The sequence below is a fragment of the Streptomyces sp. GbtcB6 genome (assembly GCF_019091475.1).
Taxonomy (GTDB): Bacteria; Actinomycetota; Actinomycetes; order Streptomycetales; family Streptomycetaceae; genus Streptomyces; species Streptomyces hyaluromycini.
Map to the genome: position 1 here is coordinate 490,300 of NZ_JAGXJL010000004.1, position 17,271 is coordinate 507,570.

General features: G+C 73.2%; 13 protein-coding genes, 1 tRNA gene and 1 riboswitch. Of the genes, 8 read left to right on the plus strand and 6 right to left on the minus strand.

The features are described from left to right. Nucleotides 1-20: 20 nt before the first annotated feature. Entirely contained in the window at nt 21-548 is a 528-nt protein-coding gene (locus tag KVT45_RS10170; RefSeq protein ID WP_217546154.1) for a MarR family winged helix-turn-helix transcriptional regulator, read from the minus strand. Nucleotides 549-643: 95 nt separating this feature from the next. Between KVT45_RS10170 and KVT45_RS10175 the strand changes: the two genes are divergently transcribed. Further along, complete coding sequence (locus tag KVT45_RS10175) at nt 644-1,774, plus strand: dihydrofolate reductase family protein (protein ID WP_217546155.1); 1,131 nt, start codon at nt 644-646, stop codon at nt 1,772-1,774. Between the two features lie 64 nt (nt 1,775-1,838). Here the strand turns inward: KVT45_RS10175 and KVT45_RS10180 are convergent, their stop codons facing one another. Next, on the minus strand, nt 1,839-2,732 hold the full coding sequence (locus tag KVT45_RS10180) for a helix-turn-helix domain-containing protein (RefSeq protein WP_217546156.1): 894 nt from the start codon (nt 2,730-2,732) through the stop codon (nt 1,839-1,841). A gap of 148 nt (nt 2,733-2,880) precedes the next feature. Between KVT45_RS10180 and KVT45_RS10185 the strand changes: the two genes are divergently transcribed. The 6 genes from KVT45_RS10185 (at nt 2,881) to KVT45_RS10210 (ending at nt 8,733) form a co-directional block, all read left to right on the plus strand. Beyond that, nucleotides 2,881-3,822: a nuclear transport factor 2 family protein gene (locus KVT45_RS10185; protein WP_217546157.1), complete on the plus strand. Its 942-nt coding sequence runs from the start codon at nt 2,881-2,883 to the stop codon at nt 3,820-3,822. A gap of 69 nt (nt 3,823-3,891) precedes the next feature. Beyond that, nucleotides 3,892-4,686 carry an MBL fold metallo-hydrolase gene (locus KVT45_RS10190; RefSeq protein WP_217546158.1) on the plus strand — a complete coding sequence of 265 codons (795 nt, stop codon included), beginning with the start codon at nt 3,892-3,894 and terminating at the stop codon, nt 4,684-4,686. Nucleotides 4,687-4,768: 82 nt separating this feature from the next. Continuing rightward, nucleotides 4,769-4,842, plus strand: a tRNA-Met gene (locus KVT45_RS10195). 198 nt (nt 4,843-5,040) lie between these two features. Beyond that, nucleotides 5,041-6,138 (plus strand): PP2C family protein-serine/threonine phosphatase, encoded by a 1,098-nt coding sequence (locus tag KVT45_RS10200; RefSeq protein ID WP_308310694.1) that lies wholly within the window; start codon nt 5,041-5,043, stop codon nt 6,136-6,138. A gap of 259 nt (nt 6,139-6,397) precedes the next feature. Further along, a riboswitch (cyclic di-AMP (ydaO/yuaA leader) is annotated at nt 6,398-6,558 on the plus strand. Between the two features lie 7 nt (nt 6,559-6,565). Continuing rightward, nucleotides 6,566-7,603 (plus strand): M23 family metallopeptidase, encoded by a 1,038-nt coding sequence (locus KVT45_RS10205; protein WP_217546159.1) that lies wholly within the window; start codon nt 6,566-6,568, stop codon nt 7,601-7,603. A gap of 167 nt (nt 7,604-7,770) precedes the next feature. Then, nucleotides 7,771-8,733, plus strand: a complete 963-nt coding sequence (locus tag KVT45_RS10210) for an aldo/keto reductase (RefSeq protein WP_217546160.1) — start codon at nt 7,771-7,773, stop codon at nt 8,731-8,733. A 259-nt stretch (nt 8,734-8,992) separates the two neighbouring features. On the opposite strand, the gene KVT45_RS10215 is transcribed toward KVT45_RS10210, so the two are convergent. From KVT45_RS10215 to KVT45_RS10230, 4 genes are all read right to left on the minus strand, one after another. Continuing rightward, nucleotides 8,993-10,363 (minus strand): PrsW family intramembrane metalloprotease, encoded by a 1,371-nt coding sequence (locus KVT45_RS10215; protein ID WP_217546161.1) that lies wholly within the window; start codon nt 10,361-10,363, stop codon nt 8,993-8,995. Between the two features lie 10 nt (nt 10,364-10,373). After that, a complete protein-coding gene (gene trmB, locus KVT45_RS10220) occupies nt 10,374-11,255 on the minus strand; it encodes a tRNA (guanosine(46)-N7)-methyltransferase TrmB (RefSeq protein ID WP_217546162.1) in 882 nt (293 codons plus the stop codon). 43 nt (nt 11,256-11,298) lie between these two features. After that, nucleotides 11,299-12,519 carry an L-2-hydroxyglutarate oxidase gene (lhgO, locus tag KVT45_RS10225; protein ID WP_217546163.1) on the minus strand — a complete coding sequence of 407 codons (1,221 nt, stop codon included), beginning with the start codon at nt 12,517-12,519 and terminating at the stop codon, nt 11,299-11,301. A 179-nt stretch (nt 12,520-12,698) separates the two neighbouring features. Further along, nucleotides 12,699-14,123, minus strand: coding sequence for an MFS transporter (locus KVT45_RS10230; RefSeq protein WP_217546164.1), 1,425 nt, complete (start codon nt 14,121-14,123; stop codon nt 12,699-12,701). A gap of 736 nt (nt 14,124-14,859) precedes the next feature. Between KVT45_RS10230 and KVT45_RS10235 the strand changes: the two genes are divergently transcribed. Beyond that, entirely contained in the window at nt 14,860-16,938 is a 2,079-nt protein-coding gene (locus KVT45_RS10235) for an asparagine synthase-related protein (RefSeq protein ID WP_217546165.1), read from the plus strand. The last annotated feature ends 333 nt before the right edge of the window (nt 16,939-17,271 follow it).

A 17,271-nucleotide genomic window follows, 5' to 3' on the forward strand; every position in this document is an offset into this window, starting at 1 on the left:
TCCGGGTTCGCGAGCCGGGTTCAGGATCCGGAACAGGGCGACGACGACCGGCGTCGCCACGGCAGCTTGTCCGACGTGGGGCGGGGGGTCGACTCGTCGCCCTCCAGCGCTCGCGCGATCACGGAGCTGATCTCCTCCAGCTGCTCCACCTGCTCGTCGGAGAGATGGTCGAAGACCGCCGCCCGTACGGTCTCCACATGTCCCGGCGCCGTGCGCTCCAGCACCGCCATGCCCTCGTCCGTCAGGATCGCGAAGCTGCTCCGCTTGTCCCACTGGCAGTCCTCGCGCCGGACCAGCCCGTCCTTCTCCAGCCGCGTCACGGCGTACGTCAGCCGACTCCGGGTGATCTTCGCCTTCTGGGCGAGATCGGTCATGCGCAGCTTGCGCTCCGGCTCCTCGGAGAGGTTGGCGAGGATGCCGTAGTACAGGTGCGGCATGCCGGCGTCCTGCTGGAGCTGCCGGTCGATCGCGTCCTCGAGGAGGTTCGTCGCCGCCATGTAGGCGCGCCAGGCGCGCTGCTCCTTCGGGGTGAGCCAGCGAGTCGTCATGCGACCAGTGTAGGTTTGTTTCAAACTTTAACCAAGCGTCCGAGTCAGAGCAGCCCACCGACCTGCCCAGCCGCCGCCGAGAGTGAGCGCGTCCGATGCCGTACCCCTTCGTCCTGCTGTCCGCCGCCGTCTCCCTCGACGGCTACCTAGACGACACCGGCCCCGACCGGCTCCTGCTCTCGTCCCCCGCCGACTTCGACCGCGTCGACGAGGTACGCGCCTCCGTGGACGCCATCCTGATCGGCGCCGGCACCATCCGCGCGGACAATCCCCGGCTCCTGGTCAACTCCCCGGAGCGGCGCGCGGCCCGGACCGCCGCCGGCCGGCCCGAGTACCCGCTCAAGGTCACGGTCACCGCGACCGGCGACCTCGACCCGGACGCGAAGTTCTGGCACACCGGCGGCGCGAAGATCGTGTACACGACGGACGAGGGTGCGCGGCGGGCCCACGCCCTCGGGATCGCCGCCGACGTCGTCTCCCTCGGCGCCGACCTCGACTGGCGGCGGCTCCTCGAACACCTGCACGACGTACGGGGCGTGCACCGCCTGATGGTCGAGGGCGGCGGCACCGTCCACACCCAGCTCCTCCAGCAGGGCCTGGCCGACGAACTCCAGCTGGTCCTGGCCCCCCTCTTCGTCGGCGACCCGAAGGCACCGCGTCTGTTCGGGCCGGGCGGATACCAGGCCGGGCGGCTGCGGCTCCTGGACACCCGCCGTATCCAGGACGTCGTCCTCATGCGCTACGAGCCCACGGCCCCCGGCGCGGGCGGGACGGCGTCCGCCGCGGACCGGCACTGGCTGCGGCTCGCCTGCGAACTGGCGGCCGAGTGCCCGCCGTCGCGGACCGCGTTCAGCGTGGGCGCGGTGGTGGTCGCCGCCGACGGCACGGAACTGGCCCGCGGCCACTCCCGGGAGGCCGGCGACCCCGTGGTCCACGCGGAGGAGGCGGCCCTGGCCAAGATCCCCCCGGCCGACCCCCGGCTGGCCACGGCCACGGTCTACACCAGCCTCGAACCCTGCACCCACCGCGCCTCCCGCCCGCACCCCTGCGCCGAGCTGATCCTCCGGGCCGGGGTACGACGGGTGGTGACGGCGTGGCGCGAGCCGGACACGTTCGTGGCGGCGGCCGACGGGACGGGGATGCTGCGGGAGGCGGGGGTACAGGTGCTGGTGCTCGGGGCGTACGAGGACCTGGCGAAGGCGCCGAACGGACATCTCCTCGGCTGAAGCGGAGGGGCGAGCAGGAGGGGCCGGCCGGCGAGGCGGCCGGAAGGCGTCTGCTCGCCTGAGGTCAGCCGAGCCGGTGGCGCAGCGGCTCTGCCGTGGCCGTGGCCGTGCCGGTCGGTGTCTCGGCGGCCGTGAGGCTGGCGAGCAGGGCCAGGCGCTCGGCCGACGGGCTGCCGGGCTCGGCGTGGAAGCAGAGCATGAGCAGACCGTTCGTGCCCAGGATCGCCAGCTTCTCCGTCCGCAGGTCCAGCTCGCCGACCTGCGGATGCCGCAGCAGGGCCTGTCCGCTCTGCTTCGGGCGGACGTCGTGGCGGGCCCACAGATGCCGGAAGCGCTCGCTGTGCACGGACAGCTCGCCGACCAGGGCGGACAGCCGCGGGTCGCCCGGATCCTCCCCGGCCGCCACCCGCAGCGTCGAAGCGAGGCTGGCCGTGGCGAGGTCCCAGTCGCGGTGCAGGGTGCGCACGGCGTCGTTCAGGAACACCTCCCGGGCCAGGTTCGCCCCGGGCCGGTGCGCCGGGGAGAGGGCGACGGCCAGGGGGGTCGCCGCCCGTACGTCGCAGAGCCGCCCGGCCACCACCACGGGCAGCGCGGACCACGACTCAAGGAGCATGCGGATGCCCGCCGGCACCTGCTCGCCGCGGGGCCGGGAGCGCCGGGGCGGGGCGGAGGCCGCGAGCTGGTGGAGATGGGCCGTGCCCTCCGCGTCCAGGTGCAGGGCCTTGGCGAGGGCTTCGACGATCTGCGGGGAGGGATGGCGGTTGCGGCCCTGTTCCAGCCGGATGTAGTACTCCGTGCTCACCCCGGCCAGCAGCGCCAGCTCATGGCGGCGCAGCCCCGGCACCCGCCTGCGGCCCGCGTCCGGCAGCCCGAGCAGCTCCGGACTCAGCAGGGCCCGGCGCGCCCGGAGGTACTCGCCGAGCGGCCCCGGCGCGTGCTTGTCGCTGCCCTGTGCCATGAGGCCAGGCTAGGCGGCGCGGCCGCGCCGATCCTGTCCCCGTGAGTACCACCCTTCACAGGGCGACGACGGATCGGTCCGGCGCTCCTAGTGTCGGCCTCGCCGACCTGCCGCTGGGCCGGCGGGTGTTCCGAGTCAGGAGAGTGCGATGAACACACACCTTGCGGTACGGATCGGCGCGGCCGTGGCCGCCGTCGCGGCCGCGACGGCACTGGCGACCGGTCCCGCGACCGCCGTGTCCCGGTCCGCCGGACACCCGAGCACGGGCGCCGCCGCCGGCTCGGTGTCCGCCCGCGAGACCGCGGCCGACAAGGCGCTGGTCACGTACGTGTACAAGCAGCTGTTCACCTACTACGACACGTCCGTGATCGACAAGTACGTCTCTCCCGACTACATCCAGCACAACCCCAACGTCGCCAACGGCCCCGAGGCGCTGCGCCAGTTGGTGGAGAACCTGAAGGCGACGGCCACCCCGGGCAGCGGGTCGGTCACCACACATGTGATCGCACAGGGCGACCTCGTCCTGCTCCAGACGAGCGCGGGCGCGTCCGCCACGTCCAAGGGCGTGGTGCTCGTCGACGTGTTCCGGGTGGCGAACCACAAGATCGTGGAGCACTGGGACACCATCCAGCCGGTCCCCGCCATCACGGCCAACGGCCACGACATGGTCTCCACGCTCACCTCGCCGCAGACCGACGCCGCCGGCCCGGCCTCGCACACCGCCGCGAGCGAGCGCGTCGTACGCGCCTACGTCCAGCAGCTGACCGGCCGGAAGGACCTCGGCGCGGTCGACCGCTACGTCTCACCGAAGCTGGTCCAGCACGACCCGGCGCTCGCCGACGGCGCGGCCGCGACCAAGCAGGCCTACGCGGACCTCTTCGCCGCGCATCCGCAGTACCAGGCCACCGTCGCCAAGGTCGTCGCCGAGGGCGACCTGGTCGCGGTCCACCTCCACGACCAGAACAGCCCCTCCGACCTGGGCACGTCGGTGTACGAGATCTTCCGGGTGCGAGGCGGGAAGATCGTCGAGCACTGGGCGGTCACCCAGGCCGTCCCGGCCACCTCGGCGAACGGCAACAGCATGTTCTGAGCCGGGGCGTCCGCGCCCGCCGACGAGCCCCCCGCCCCCGCCCTCCGCCTCGTACGAGAGCAGAACGTCATGAGTCAGTCCCGCCCCCGATCCGCCCGACCCGGCGCCGGCCCGGAGGCCGCTCCAGGCGTTGTCCGGCTGGGGGATCCCCTCGTCAACTTCTACCTGGTGGATCACCCCGACGGGCTCACCCTCGTCGACGCGGGCCTGCCCGGACAGCGGGGGCGGCTCCTCGACCACCTGGCCGCCGCCGGCCGGAGCCCGGCCGACATCCGGGCCGTCCTGATCACCCACGCGCACCCCGATCACATCGGTCTCACGGCGGAGCTCCAGCAGGCCGGCGCGGAGGTGTGGGTCCACGAGGACGACCGGGTCATGCTCACGGACGGCCCGCGCAAGGCCATGCGGCACGCCAGGTCCGAACGATCCCCGCTGCCGTACCTCGTCCGCCGTCCCGCCGCGCTCGCCGCCATGGTGTCCCTGGCCCGCCAGGGCGCCTTCACCGCGCCCCCGCCCGCCCGGGCGCGCACGTTCGGCGACGGCGCGCGGTTGGACGGCGTGCCCGGGCGGCCGCTGGCGGTCGCGCTGCCCGGCCACACCCCCGGCAGTACCGGCTTCCACTTCCCCGACCAGGGCCTGTTCTTCACCGGCGACGCCCTGGTCACCCAGGAGGCCTTCACCGGGCACACCGGCCCCTGTCTGGTCTGCCGCGCCTTCACCCACGACTCGGCCGCCGCCCTCGCGTCCCTGGACGCCATCGCCGGGCTGTCCCAGGACACCGTCCTGCTGCCGGGGCACGGTCAGCCGTTCGACGGCGGCCCCCGCGAGGCGGTCGCCCGGGCCCGGCGCCTCGGCGTCCGCTGACCCCGCCGAGGCCTCCGTCGGCCCCGCGCGTTTTAACCCGTGTGACTCACCCTCTTCAGATGGCGTATGCTGGTGTCACCGACGCGGGGTGGAGCAGCTCGGTAGCTCGCTGGGCTCATAACCCAGAGGTCGCAGGTTCAAATCCTGTCCCCGCTACTGAAACTCAGGGCCGGAATCCAAGTTCGAGGATTCCGGCCCTGAGTCATATCCAGGCACGTGTTCCTCATCACGCACGTCCGCACTCATCCGCCCGGCCCACCCCCATTCGCCCCACCCGCTCGCAGCGGCAAACCTGGACGGACAGGCATCGAAGACATCGGACGCGTCGAACACGTGGGACATCAGGGGGGTCGTGTGGCGAGCCGTGGAGAGGCGGAGCAGCACGGCCAGGCATCCGCCCGCACCCTCGTCCGCTACCTGCCCGCGCTGCTGATCGGCGCGGGCGTCTGCTACGACGTCCTCACCCCCCAGCCCTTCACCGCGGTCCCCTTCTTCACGGCCGCCCCGCTGATCGCCGCGCCCCTCTCCGCCCTGCGCACCACCGTCCTCACGGGTCTGGCCGCGCTCCTCGCCACCTACGCCGTGCACGCGCGGTTCGCCGTGCTCCCGGACGCCGACGCCGTGACCGAGGTCGTCACCGTGGTCACCGTCGCCGTCCTCGCCGCCGGCATCAACCGGATCGTCCGCATCGGCGACCAGCGCCTCGCCTCGGCCCGTGAGGTCGCCGAGGCCGCCCAGCGGGCCGTCCTGCCGGAGCCGGCCGAGCGGATCGGCGGCTTCGAGATCGCCGCCCGCTACGAGGCGGCCCAGGAGGGCACCTTCATCGGCGGCGACCTGTACGCCGTCCAGGACACCCCGTACGGCGTGCGGCTGGTCGTCGGCGACGTCCGCGGCAAGGGCATGGGCGCGGTCGCCGCCGTCGCCGTGGTGATCGGCGCGTTCCGGGAGGCCGCCGAGCAGGAGGCCACGCTGGAGGCGGTGGCCGCGCGGCTGGAGCGGGCGCTGGCGCGCGAGGGCGTCCGGCGCGGCGGCATCGACGCCCACGAGGGGTTCACCACCGCCGTACTCGCCGAACTCCCGCACGGCGACGGCACGCTCCGGGTCGTCAACCGCGGTCATCCGCCGCCCCTGCTGCTGCACGGCGACGGCGAGGTGTGCCCGGTGCGGGCGCCGGAGTCCGCGCTGCCGCTCGGGATGGGCGAGCTGGGGGCGTGGCCCGACCGGGCGGCCGAGCACGCGTTCCCGAGCGGGGCCACGCTGCTGCTGCACACCGACGGCCTCTCCGAGGCCCGGGACGCGCACGGCCGGTTCTACGACCCCGAGCGGCGGCTGACCGGTCGTACCGTCACCGCCCCCGGCGCGCTGCTGGCCCGGCTCGCGGCCGAGGTGCGCCGGCACACGGGCGGCGGCATGACGGACGACATGGCGCTGCTCGCCGTACGACGGCCCTGAGCCGCCTGCCCTGTGCTATGTCACACATCGTGTTCGGACGGCCGCCCTCCGCATCACAACTGAGTCACCATCAAAACCTGTGTGACTCCTGAGCTGAGCAGCGAGCACAGCCAACTCGACCTTTTTTGACCGATAGTGGCAGTTAAGTCCAAGCTTTGAAAGCTTAATGATCAAGACGAACGGCTTGGAATCTGATAGCTGGGTCTATTAACGTTCGATAACGCAGCGCGGTCGTCCCAGCCGTCACCCGAGATGGCTCCGTGCGCACGCGCCGAATCCCGCAAGGGAACCGGGGAACCACCACCTTGGGGTGAATCGCACGGCTACCGCCGGGTAGGAAACGGCCGGTATACGCGCGTAGGAGACCTTCCCGCTCCGAACCCGTCAGCTAACCCGGTAGGCGACGGAAGGAAAGGAGTACGCCCGCGTGGCGTCCAACCGGCCTGCTCCGACAGCCCCGTTCGTGCCCAGCCAGCGTCAACCCGACACCTTCGGCTACGGCAGCTACCGCACCGACGAGGGCCCCTTCGAGGAGTGGAACCCCACCGAGGAGTCCCTCGCCTCGGCGCGCGGCCGGCACCGGGTCGCCAAGCAGCGCGGCGGCGGGCTCGCCCGCAGCTCCACGGTTCTCGGCGTCGGCGTCATCGCCGCCGTCGGCGCGGGCGGCATGGCCAGCGCCAACACCGGCAAGCCGCCGGTCTCCATCTCGCTGCCCGACCTGCCGACCTCCGTCGGCTCCCTGCTCGGCGAGGACGGCGGCCACCAGGCCACCCAGACCGCCCTCAGCAGCGTCACCACGACGACCGCCACCGACGCGGACTCCTCCTCGTCCGGCGCCGGTGAGACGCTGCGCAGCCGGATCATCGCCCAGGCCGCGCAGCAGCAGAACCAGCTCGACACCAAGGCCAGCGCCAAGGCCGTCGCCGCCGCCGACAAGGCGGCCGCCGACGCCGAGGCCAAGGCGGAGCAGGCGGCCGCCGCCAAGGCCGCCGACGCCAAGGAGAAGGCCGAGGCCTCCGCGAAGCAGAAGGCCGAGCAGGCCCGGCTCGCCGAGCTGGCCAAGCAGTACACGCTGCCCGTCGTGTCGTACACGATCACCGGTACCTTCGGCCAGGCCGGCTCCATGTGGGCCTCCGGCTACCACACCGGCCTCGACTTCGCCGCGCCCACCGGCACGCTGATCAAGGCCGTGCACAGCGGCACGGTCACCGAGGCGGGCTGGGCCGGCTCCTACGGCTACCGCACGATCATCACCCTCGACGACGGCACCGAGCTGTGGTTCTGCCACCAGTCCTCGATCGGCGTCAAGGTCGGCCAGAAGGTCTCCACCGGCGACGTCATCGGCCGCGTGGGCGCCACCGGCAACGTCACCGGCCCGCACCTCCACCTGGAGGTCCACCCGAACGGCCAGGCCACCGCCATCGACCCGATGACCTGGCTGCGCGGCAAGGGCCTCAACCCCTGACCCGGACCCCACCGACCGGTCTCCGGCGGCCCTGACGGCAACCCCCGACGTCAGGGCCTTCGGTGCGCCCCGCCCCGGGCCGGCGGCGCGCCTCGTACCGTGCGCCTTTACAAGAACTTCGTGTTGCGCCGAGATGGGGCGCCCGGCGACGCGTGTTGAAGTGAGACATGAGTGCTTCTTCCGCTTCCCCCTCCCTCCGTAAGCTCGGCGCCTCCGACCTGGAGGTCTTCCCGCTCGCCCTCGGCGGCAACGTCTTCGGCTGGACCGCCGACGAGGCCACCTCCTTCGCCGTCCTCGACGCCTACGCCGCCGCGGGCGGAAACTTCGTCGACACCGCCGACTCGTACACGGCGTGGATCGAGGGCAACAAGGGCGGCGAGTCCGAGACGATCATCGGCAAGTGGGTCAAGGCGCGCGGCAACCGCGACGACGTCGTCATCGCGACGAAGGTCAGCCAGCACCCCGAGTACCTCGGCCTGTCCGCCGCCAACATCAAGGCCGCCGCCGACGCGTCCCTGCGCCGTCTGGACACCGACCACATCGACCTCTACTACACGCACTTCGACCAGCCCGAGATCCCGGTCGAGGAGATCATCGGCGCGCTGGACGAGCTGGTGCGGGCGGGCAAGGTCCGGCACATCGCCGCGTCCAACATCACCGCTGAGCGCCTCCAGGAGTCCCTGGACTTCTCCGACCGCGAGGGCTTCGCCCGGTACGTCGCCCTCCAGCCCCACTACAACCTGGTCTCCCGCGACACCTACGAGGGCCCCCTCCAGGACCTGGCCTCCCGCACCGGCCTCGCGGCCGTCCCCTACTTCGCCCTGGCCGCCGGCTTCCTCACCGGCAAGTACCGCCCCGGTACGACGGTCGACAGCGCGCGAGCGGGCCGGGCCGCCCAGTACCTGGAGTCCGAGCGCGGCCGGCAGGTCCTCACCGCCCTGGACGAGATCGCCGCGGCCCACGACGCCCCGATCCCCACGGTCGCCCTGGCCTGGCTGGCAGCCCAGCCCACCGTCGCGGCCCCGATCGCCTCGGCCCGCACGGTGGAACAGCTCCCGGCACTGCTGGGCGTGGCGGACCTGAACCTGACAGACCAGGAACTGGCACGACTGACGACCACCTCCGCCTGACGGCCCGCCTGACGGCCTCCGCCTGACGGCCCGTCTGCCGGTGCTCTGTCTGGCGGCCCGTCTGGCGGCCCGTCTGACGGTGCTCCGTCTGGCGGCCCGTCTGGCGGCCCGCCTGCCGTGCCCCGCCTGACGGCCCTTGTCCGACGGCCTTCGCTTCCCTCGTTTTCCCTTCTCCGCTGCTCGCATTCGTGTCCGCCGCAACGGTGCTCTGCCCCACGGCGCATCCCGGCGGTGCCGAATCCTCCGCAACCCCGAAGGGCTAGCTCCGGTACGGGTTGTAGGACGGATACGGCACCGCCGCCCCGTACCACCCCGGCGCCCCATAGGCCGGCGGTGCGTAGCCGCCGTACCCCGGCCAGCCGCCCGGCGCAGCCGTCCGTGCCGCGTACTCCAGGGCCGGCCGCACCAGCTCCCGCCGGCTCCACAACTCGGTCAGCAGCTCCCGCTCCCGCACCACGAAGTCGGCCCCCGCCCGCCCCTGCTGCCCCCGGCGCCGCAGCAGCGCGAGCGTCGTCGCGTACCCCTCGTACTCGGCGACCGCCCTCCCCGCCGCCTTCCCGAAGTGGTACGCGGCGTACTCCCTGGCCATCTGCCGCGCCCGCATCGACCCGAGCACGAACGGCTCGGCCGCCCCCAGCCACCCCGCGTAGACGTACGCCGGCAGCTCCTCCCGCACGCTCCGCAGCTCCCGCTGCCGCGTCCAGATCGCCAGCCAGGCCAGCAGCCCGAACGCCGGCACCATGAACATGCCGTACACGGCGAAGAACCCGTACTGCCCGAACGTCGAGGACCCGTTCCAGAACGCGTGCATGCTCATCGCGAGCAGCAGCCCGGCGAGCGGCACCAGCACCCGCCGCGCCCGCTGCCGTTCCCCGGAGAGCGCGGCGATGCCGAAACCGATGCCGGTGAGGACGGTGAAGAGCGGATGCGCGAACGGGGACATCACGATGCGCACGAAGAACGTCGCGGCGGTGACGGAGGCGATCCCGCTGTCCCCGGTCAGCTGGTCGGTCCCGAAGGCCGTACCGAGGTAGAGGATGTTCTCGGTGAACGCGAACCCGGTGGCGGTGACCCCGGCTATCACCACCCCGTCGACGATCCCGGTGAAGTCCCGTCTGCGGAAGAGGAAGACGAGGAGCACGGCCGCCGCCTTCGCCGACTCCTCGACGACCGGCGCTATCACGGTCGCCCCGAGCCGGTCGGCGCTGCTCGGATCCGCGGTCGCCGTCGCTATCCATCTCGTCGCGAAACTGTTGGCGACGATGGCTATCAGCGCGGCCGCGCAGGCGCCCCAGGCGAAGGCGAACAGCACGTTCCGCCAGGGGCCGGGCTGTACCCGGTCGAGCCACCGGAACGCGCCTATGAGCAGCGGCACGGGCAGGACGGCGAGCCCGAGCCCGACGAGAAAGCCCTCCGTCCCCGTCTGCTCCCGCACCAGCGCGAGGATCACCAGGCCGGAGAGGGCGAGCAGCGTGCCCAGCGCCCCGTACCGCACCCAGCGCCGCTGCCACCAGCGAGGATGCCGCAGACCGTCGCCGGCGGGGTCCGGTGGATACGACGGATACGACGGGTATGACGGATGCGACGGATGCTGCGGGTACGGCGAGTACGGCGGCGGGGAGGTGGCCACGGCATCGACCCTAACGAGGTGACTCCTGACGGTGCTGCTCGCTCTGCGGCACCCGGTGCTGTACGCGACGGAAGAGCAGATCGTTCACCACATGTCCCTTGTCCAGTCCCTGGCCCTCGAAACGGGTCAGCGGCCGGTGCGCCGGACGTGGCGCGAAACCGCCGTCGGCCTGCGTGTTCTCGAACTCGGGGTGCGCGTCCAGCACTTCGAGCATCTGCTCGGCGTACGGCTCCCAGTCGGTCGCGCAGTGCACGATCGCCCCGGGCCGCAGCCGGGTCGCGGCGAGATCGAGGAACTCGGCCTGGATCAGCCGCCGCTTGTGGTGCCGCTTCTTCGGCCAGGGGTCCGGGAAGTACACGCGCAGCCCGTCCAGCGAGTCCGGCGCCAGCATCTCCCGGAGCAGGATGATCGCGTCGCCGTTCCCGACGCGGACGTTGGACAGCCCGTTCTGGTCGGCGAGGTTGAGCAGGTTCCCCTGCCCAGGCGTGTGCACGTCGACGGCGAGGATGTTGACGCCCGGGTCCTCGGCGGCCATCTGCGCGGTCGCCTCGCCCATCCCGAACCCGATCTCCAGCACCACCGGGTCGCCGTTCCCGAACAGCTCGCCGAGGTCGATGACCTGCTGCCCGTCGATGTCCAGGCCCCACTTGGGCCACAGCCGCTGCAGCGCGTCGGCCTGCCCGGCGGTGACCCGGCTGCGGCGCGGCTGGAAGCTGCGGATCCGCCGCTCGAAGTGCGACCCGGCCGGATCGGCCCTGGGCCCGTCCGGGAACCGCGGCTCGCCCTTGGCCCGGGTGTGCCGGACGGACACCCCGGGGGCGTGGTGAGGGTGCTCACCGGGAGCATGCTCGGCGGGCTGAGGGGCTTCGGGGGCATTGAGGGAGTCAGACACAGTGGGTCGATTTTACGGCCCCTGCGGGACGGCCTGCGGGGTGTCACACCGAGCCCAGCGTCTCCAGCGCCCGCCGCGCCACCTCCCGGCCGATCGGCAGCGAGGCGGTCGCCGCGGGCGAGGGCGCGTTCAGCACGTGGACCGCGCGCGGCGCCTCCTTGATCAGGAAGTCGTCGACGAGTGTCCCGTCCCGCAGCACGGCCTGCGCCCGCACCCCCGCGGCCGCCCGCACCAGGTCCCCCACCTCGGCAGCGGGCAGCAGCCGCCGTACGGCCGCCGTGAACGCCTTCTTCGACACCGACCGGAGCAGTTCCCCGCCCCCGTACCGCCAGTGCCGCCGCGCCAGCGCCCAGGCCCCCGGCCAGGCCAGCGTCCCGGCGACCTCCCGCGGCCGTACGACGCCCCACCCGTACCCCTCCCGGGCCAGCGCCGGCACCGCGTTGGGTCCGATGTGCACGCCTCCGTCGATCCCGCGCGTGAGATGCACCCCGAGGAACGGGAACGCCGGGTCCGGCACCGGGTACACCAGCCCCCGCACCAGCTCCGGCCGCGCCAGCTCGTAGTACTCCCCGCGGAACGGCACGATCCGCATCCCCGGCTCGTCCCCGGTCAGCCGCGCGACCTCGTCGCAGTACAGCCCCGCGCAGTTGACCAGCACGCGCGCGCGTACGACGTCCCCGCGCGAGGTGAGCACGGCCACGCCCCGCTCCGGCCGCCGGTCCACGCGGACCACCCGGGCGCCGTACCGGATCTCCGCCCCCGAGGCCTCCCCGAGCTGCCGGGCGACCCCCACGAAGTCGCACACCCCGGTCGTCCCGACGTGTATGGCGGCGAGCCCCCGCACCTCGGGCTCGTACTCCCCGATCTGCGAGGCCCCGAGCTCCCGCACCGGTATGCCGTTCTCCCGGCCGCGCTGCACCAGGGCGTGCAGCCGGGGCAGCTCGGCCCGCTCGGTGGCGACGATCAGCTTGCCGGTGACGGCGTGCGCGATGCCGTACTCCGCGCAGAACTTGACCATCTCCGCGGCACCCTTGACGGCGTACCGCGCCTTCAGCGACCCGGGCCGGTAGTAGATCCCGCTGTGGATGACCCCGCTGTTCCGGCCCGTCTGGTGCCTCGCCGGCCCGGCCTCCTTCTCCAGCACGGTGACCCGGATCCCGGGCGCGGCACGGGTGATCGCGTACGCGGTGGACAGCCCGACGATCCCACCCCCGACGACGAGCACATCACAGTCGTACGCAACCCCGGCAGACACCTGCACCACCTCCCACGCTCGATAGTGCACTGCGCCACTGACAGCCACTTCAAACGCACGGGACCGCGGCGCGCCTCTTCAGGGCCTGGGGACATGCGCCCCGCAAGGGGCGCGGGGAACTGCGCGACCAGCCCCCACGCACCCGCACCCGCCGGCCGGACAGAATCCGGCAGACGCCCAGGCGCCCCTCACGCCGGCGCCATCAGCAGCGGACGCGCCCGCTCCCGCAGCTCCACCACCCTCGGCTCGTCCCCGTACGGCTCCAGCCGGTGCAGCAGATCCTTCACGTACTCCGTCGTCCGCGCCGACGAGATCCGCCCGGCCACCTCCACGGCCCGCACCCCCTGCTCGCAGGCCGCGTCGAGGTTGCCCGACTCCAGTTCGGCGACGGCCGAGACGACCAGCCGCAGCCCGTGCGACCGCACGAACTCCTCCGTCGGCTTGGACAGCGCCTGCTCCGTGAAGCGCCGCACCTGCCGCGGGGCCTTCAGGTCCCGGTAGCACTCGGCCGCGTCGGCGGCGAACCGGTCGTAGCCGTAGAAACCGAGCCAGGAGGGATCGTTGTCCCCCTCCCGCGCCCGCTCCAGCCACCCCTCCGCGGCCTTCAGTGCGGCCCCCGCGGCCTGTGCGTCACCCGCACGCGCGTGTGCCCGCGCCTCGACCAGCCGGAAGAAGCTCATGGTCCGCGCGGTCGCCAGCCCCCGGTTCCGCTCCACCGCGGCCTGCGCGAGGTCGACGCCCTCGTCGCCGAACCCCCGGTAGGTCGCCTGCAACGACATCGATGCCAGGACATACCCGCCGAGCGGCACGTCGGCCGCCGCGCGGGCGAGCCGCAGCGCCTGGATGTAGTACCGCTGCGCGGCCTCCTGCTGTCCGGTGTCGAAGGCCATCCACCCGGCCAGCCGCGTCAGTTCGGCACTCGCCCCGAACAGCGCCCGCCCGACCTCGTCGGAGTACGCGCCGAGCAGCAGCGGTGCCGCCTCCACGCGTAAACACTCCGGCACCATCGACGACCGCCAGTCGCCGCCGCCGTACTTGGAGTCCCAGCGTCTGGCGTCCTCGGCGGCCTCCCGCAGCTTCTGCACGTCGCTGTGGCCGACTTTGAGCGGTGCGCCGGCACCGTCCGCGGCGTTCGCCTCGCGCGCGACCGAACTGTCGGCGGGGGTTATCAGCCAACGCGAGGCGGGCGTTGCGTATGCGCTTACCGCGAACGATCCGGCCAGCGACTGCCAGATGCCGCCGGTACCGGCCCGGCGGCCGGCGAGGTCGAGGCGGTACAGCTCCGTCGCCGACCGCACCGCCTGGCCGACGTCCCTGGGGAAGGCGAGGCCCACTTCGGGGGCGGGATCCGCGTCCGCCAGGCCGATCTCGTGGAGCGGCACCGGGCGGCCGAGCTTCTGGCCGATCGCGGCAGCGATGAGGTGCGGGGCGGCGCCCTGCGGCACCATGCCCTTCGACACCCAGCGCGCCACCGACGTCTTGTCGTAGCGAAGAGTCAACCCGCGTTGAGCGCCAAGATCGTTGACGCGTCGCGCGAGTCCTGCGTTGCTGATTCCCGCGAGGGCGAGAACGGCGCCGAGTTTTTCGTTCGGCCCGCGTTGCTCCCTGGACATGCGCCACCCCTCGACACAGACGGCTGCCGCGCTGGCATAACCACGCGGCATTCGTAAACCCAGCGTAGTTCGCCGCATCCCAAGCGTTAAGAGGCATTGTTCCGGATGGCGGGATTGTGGTCCGTACGCGAGTGCGGCCCGTATACGCACCGTGCACGACCTGTCGCGGCGTGCCCCCGCCGTGTGGCCGTGCGCCCGTCCGTGCGCTCTTCTCCGGCCAACGGGGGAGCGGTTCCATGGCTAGTGCGTGGGTCGGCCCGCTGTACTGGATCCAGTGGGCTGGGGGACACCGCCACCTTCATCCCCGCGGGTGGCGGACCGGTCCGGGAGGCGATGCCCGCCTCCCGGACTGTGCGCGTTCGGGCACACGCGCGTGCGATGCGCAAAGCATGTACGGAGCGTGCGCAAGCCCGTGTGGTCATCGCCGATTTGGCCGAAAACCGACCCCACCTTTTGCGGGTGATCAACGCTCCCACCACGGGAATTGAGGGCGCGAAGGGCGTTTTGGGGGAGCGTACGGGGGCGCATTCGCGTCGCAGTCGCCCGCTGCCGTAAGGCGGTTGGCTCCCGCCGAGACTCTTCCACAGCACGCGCGCGTGGCCGGTCCTGCGGCAACTCCGTGAAATCTTCCAGGGATCAAAGGCGGCCCCACCGCCCCTCCGGAGCGCGTCCTTCATGGCAGCATGGGGACCCGGTTCGTACCGTGCATGGTTGTCCACAGCCTGTGGAGGCGTCGATGCGGTGGTTGGTGGGATGGAGCAGCACCGCCTCCGGTGCCGCCACGATCGGCTCCGCCGGCGCCATGGGCTACGACGGCGAGACCGTCCACCCCGTCGGCTCCCAGCTCCTGTGGGGCGACCCCGATCCGCTCTGGGCGGTCGGCGACTGGCGCCCCGACGAGGTACGCGTCATCAAGGCCGACGCGCAGAACCGCATCGCCGTCCTCGGCACCTGCGGCGCCACCGACGAGGAGCTGCGCCTCGGCCTCTTCACGGCGCGCGGGGGCGCACTCCGGCATCTGACCGCCTGGCCCGGCAGCTACACCGCCGTCGTCCAGGTCGGCCGCCGGGTCACCGTCTGCGGCGACCTCGCGGGCGCCCGCCCGGTCTTCTACAGCCCCTGGGCAGGCGGTACGGCCTACGCCACGGCCGCGCTCCCGCTCGCCGACCTCATCGAGGCCAACCTCGACTACGGCCACCTCGCGGCCCTCCTCGCCGCCCCCGACGTACCGGCCGCGCTGCACGACTCGACCCCTTACGAGGGCGTGCGGCGCATTCCGCCGGGGCATGCGCTGATCCTGCGCACCGGGGCGCGCGAGGTCGCCGGGTACGAGCATGTGGCCTCGCTCGCGGTCGCGGCACCCTCCGCCGACCCCGACCGTGCGGTGGACGCCGTACGGGACGCACTCGTAGAGGCGGTACGCGCGCGTCTGTCGGCACCCCGGCACGTCCCGGACATCGACCCAGGTCCGGTACCCGGCATGGGCCCCGCCGAGCGTCGCGCGGCACGCGGGATGCCGGTCCCGGGCATCGGCGCCGACCTCTCCGGCGGCCCGGCGTCGGGGACGCTCGCGCTGCTCGCTGCGGGCCTGCCCGGCATGCCCGGCACGGTCCTCGGCCACGGCACGGGCGCCGGCGAGCGCCTCCTCGCCGTCACCTTCAACGACCTGGCCGTGGGCGGCCGCGAGGCCGAACTCCAACGTGCGGGAACCCTCGCCGCCAACCCGCGCCTGCACCACGTGGTGGTCACCGGCGGCGAGGAGATACTGCCGTACGCCGACCTCGACGGCCCCCTGACCGACGAACCGGGCCCGTCCCTGATCTCCGCGGCCCGGCACCGGGCCCGGCTCGCCGCCGGCAGCGCCGACCACTTCACCGGCTACGGCGCCCGCCAGGTCCTCGACGCACACCCCGCGCGCCTCGCCGACCTGCTGATGGACCGCAAGCGCCGCCACCTCGTCCGCCCGGTCGCCGCCCTGGCCAAGGCCGACGGCTCGGTGATGGTCCCCGCGCGCGTGTACAGCGCGGCGCGCCGACTGGCGCGTACGCCGTACCGCGCGGGCGTCGAGTCCCTCGCCGAGCGCCTGCTGCGGCGCCGGTTCGACGACCCCGGCGGCGCGGTGGGCGCGTCCCTCGCGGCGCTCACCTGGGCGAGACCGGGCCCGGCAGCACGCTGGCTGACCGGCGAGGCCCTCGCTGAAGTATCGGTTCTGCTCCAGGGTTCGGCGAACCGCTCCGGCGTCGGCCCCGGGCAGCGACCCGGGGACTACCGCGCGCGTGCGGTGCTGGCCCGCCACGCGGCCGACATCCGCGTCCTGGAACAGGCGGCCGAGATCCGCTCCCAGCGCCTCCACACGCCCTTCCTCGACAACCAGGTGGTCCGCGCCTGCCGCGACCTCCCCGAAGCACTGCGCGTCCAGCCGGGCGCCCGCGCCGCGATCCTCCGCACGGTCCTGGAGGGCGCCGGCGTCACCGACCTCCCGCCGGGCTGGGGCGCCCCCTCCCACGCCTCCTCGGCGGCCGCCACCCGCACGGGGCTGCGCGTGGCGGCCGACGACCTGATCTCCCTCTTCGCGACGCCGCTGCTGGCGCAGGCGGGCCTGGTGGAGGCGAGGGTGGTCCGCAAGGCGCTCCGCGCGGCGGCCGCGGGCGAGCCGTTGCCGCTGGACGGGCTGGCCGACCTGGTCTCCCTGGAGCTGTGGCTCCGCCGGCTCCTCTCCCGCCGGGGCACGTGCTGGACGGGGACACCGGCACGCGCACGTGCGGTCCCTGCGGGGATCACGCCGATGAGGGGGGCGTTGGCGTCGGGGGCGTGAGGTTGTGAGGGGGGCCGCCGTATCTGGGGGCTGCCGCCCCCAGGCCCCCGCATCGGGGGTGGAGCCCTCGTGATTCGGCTGCCCGCCGGTGGGGGCTGATCGCGCAGTTCCCCGCGCCCCTTACGGGGCGCTCCCGTCGCGTCAGCTGCATAGCTGCGGGCAGCGTCGCAGCTACTCACCCAGCTGCGGGCAGTCGTGCCGCTGGGGCGGCACGGGTGGGCGCAGCGGCACCCTGCCAGCGCCGGTAAGCGTCCCCACCCCCCAGCCCTACCCCGGGCAGCCCTCGACGCCGACGTCGGCACTCCCCGCCCCGCCCCCACCCCGCGCAACCCG

Excerpts from the sequence above, each read along its gene's own strand:
- KVT45_RS10170 (WP_217546154.1), bottom strand. The coding sequence starts at position 548 with ATGACGACTCGCTGGCTCACCCCGAAGGAGCAGCGCGCCTGGCGCGCC.
- KVT45_RS10175 (WP_217546155.1), top strand. The coding sequence starts at position 644 with ATGCCGTACCCCTTCGTCCTGCTGTCCGCCGCCGTCTCCCTCGACGGC.
- KVT45_RS10180 (WP_217546156.1), bottom strand. The coding sequence starts at position 2,732 with ATGGCACAGGGCAGCGACAAGCACGCGCCGGGGCCGCTCGGCGAGTAC.
- KVT45_RS10185 (WP_217546157.1), top strand. The coding sequence starts at position 2,881 with ATGAACACACACCTTGCGGTACGGATCGGCGCGGCCGTGGCCGCCGTC.
- KVT45_RS10190 (WP_217546158.1), top strand. The coding sequence starts at position 3,892 with ATGAGTCAGTCCCGCCCCCGATCCGCCCGACCCGGCGCCGGCCCGGAG.
- KVT45_RS10210 (WP_217546160.1), top strand. The coding sequence starts at position 7,771 with ATGAGTGCTTCTTCCGCTTCCCCCTCCCTCCGTAAGCTCGGCGCCTCC.
- KVT45_RS10230 (WP_217546164.1), bottom strand. The coding sequence starts at position 14,123 with ATGTCCAGGGAGCAACGCGGGCCGAACGAAAAACTCGGCGCCGTTCTC.
- KVT45_RS10235 (WP_217546165.1), top strand. The coding sequence starts at position 14,860 with ATGCGGTGGTTGGTGGGATGGAGCAGCACCGCCTCCGGTGCCGCCACG.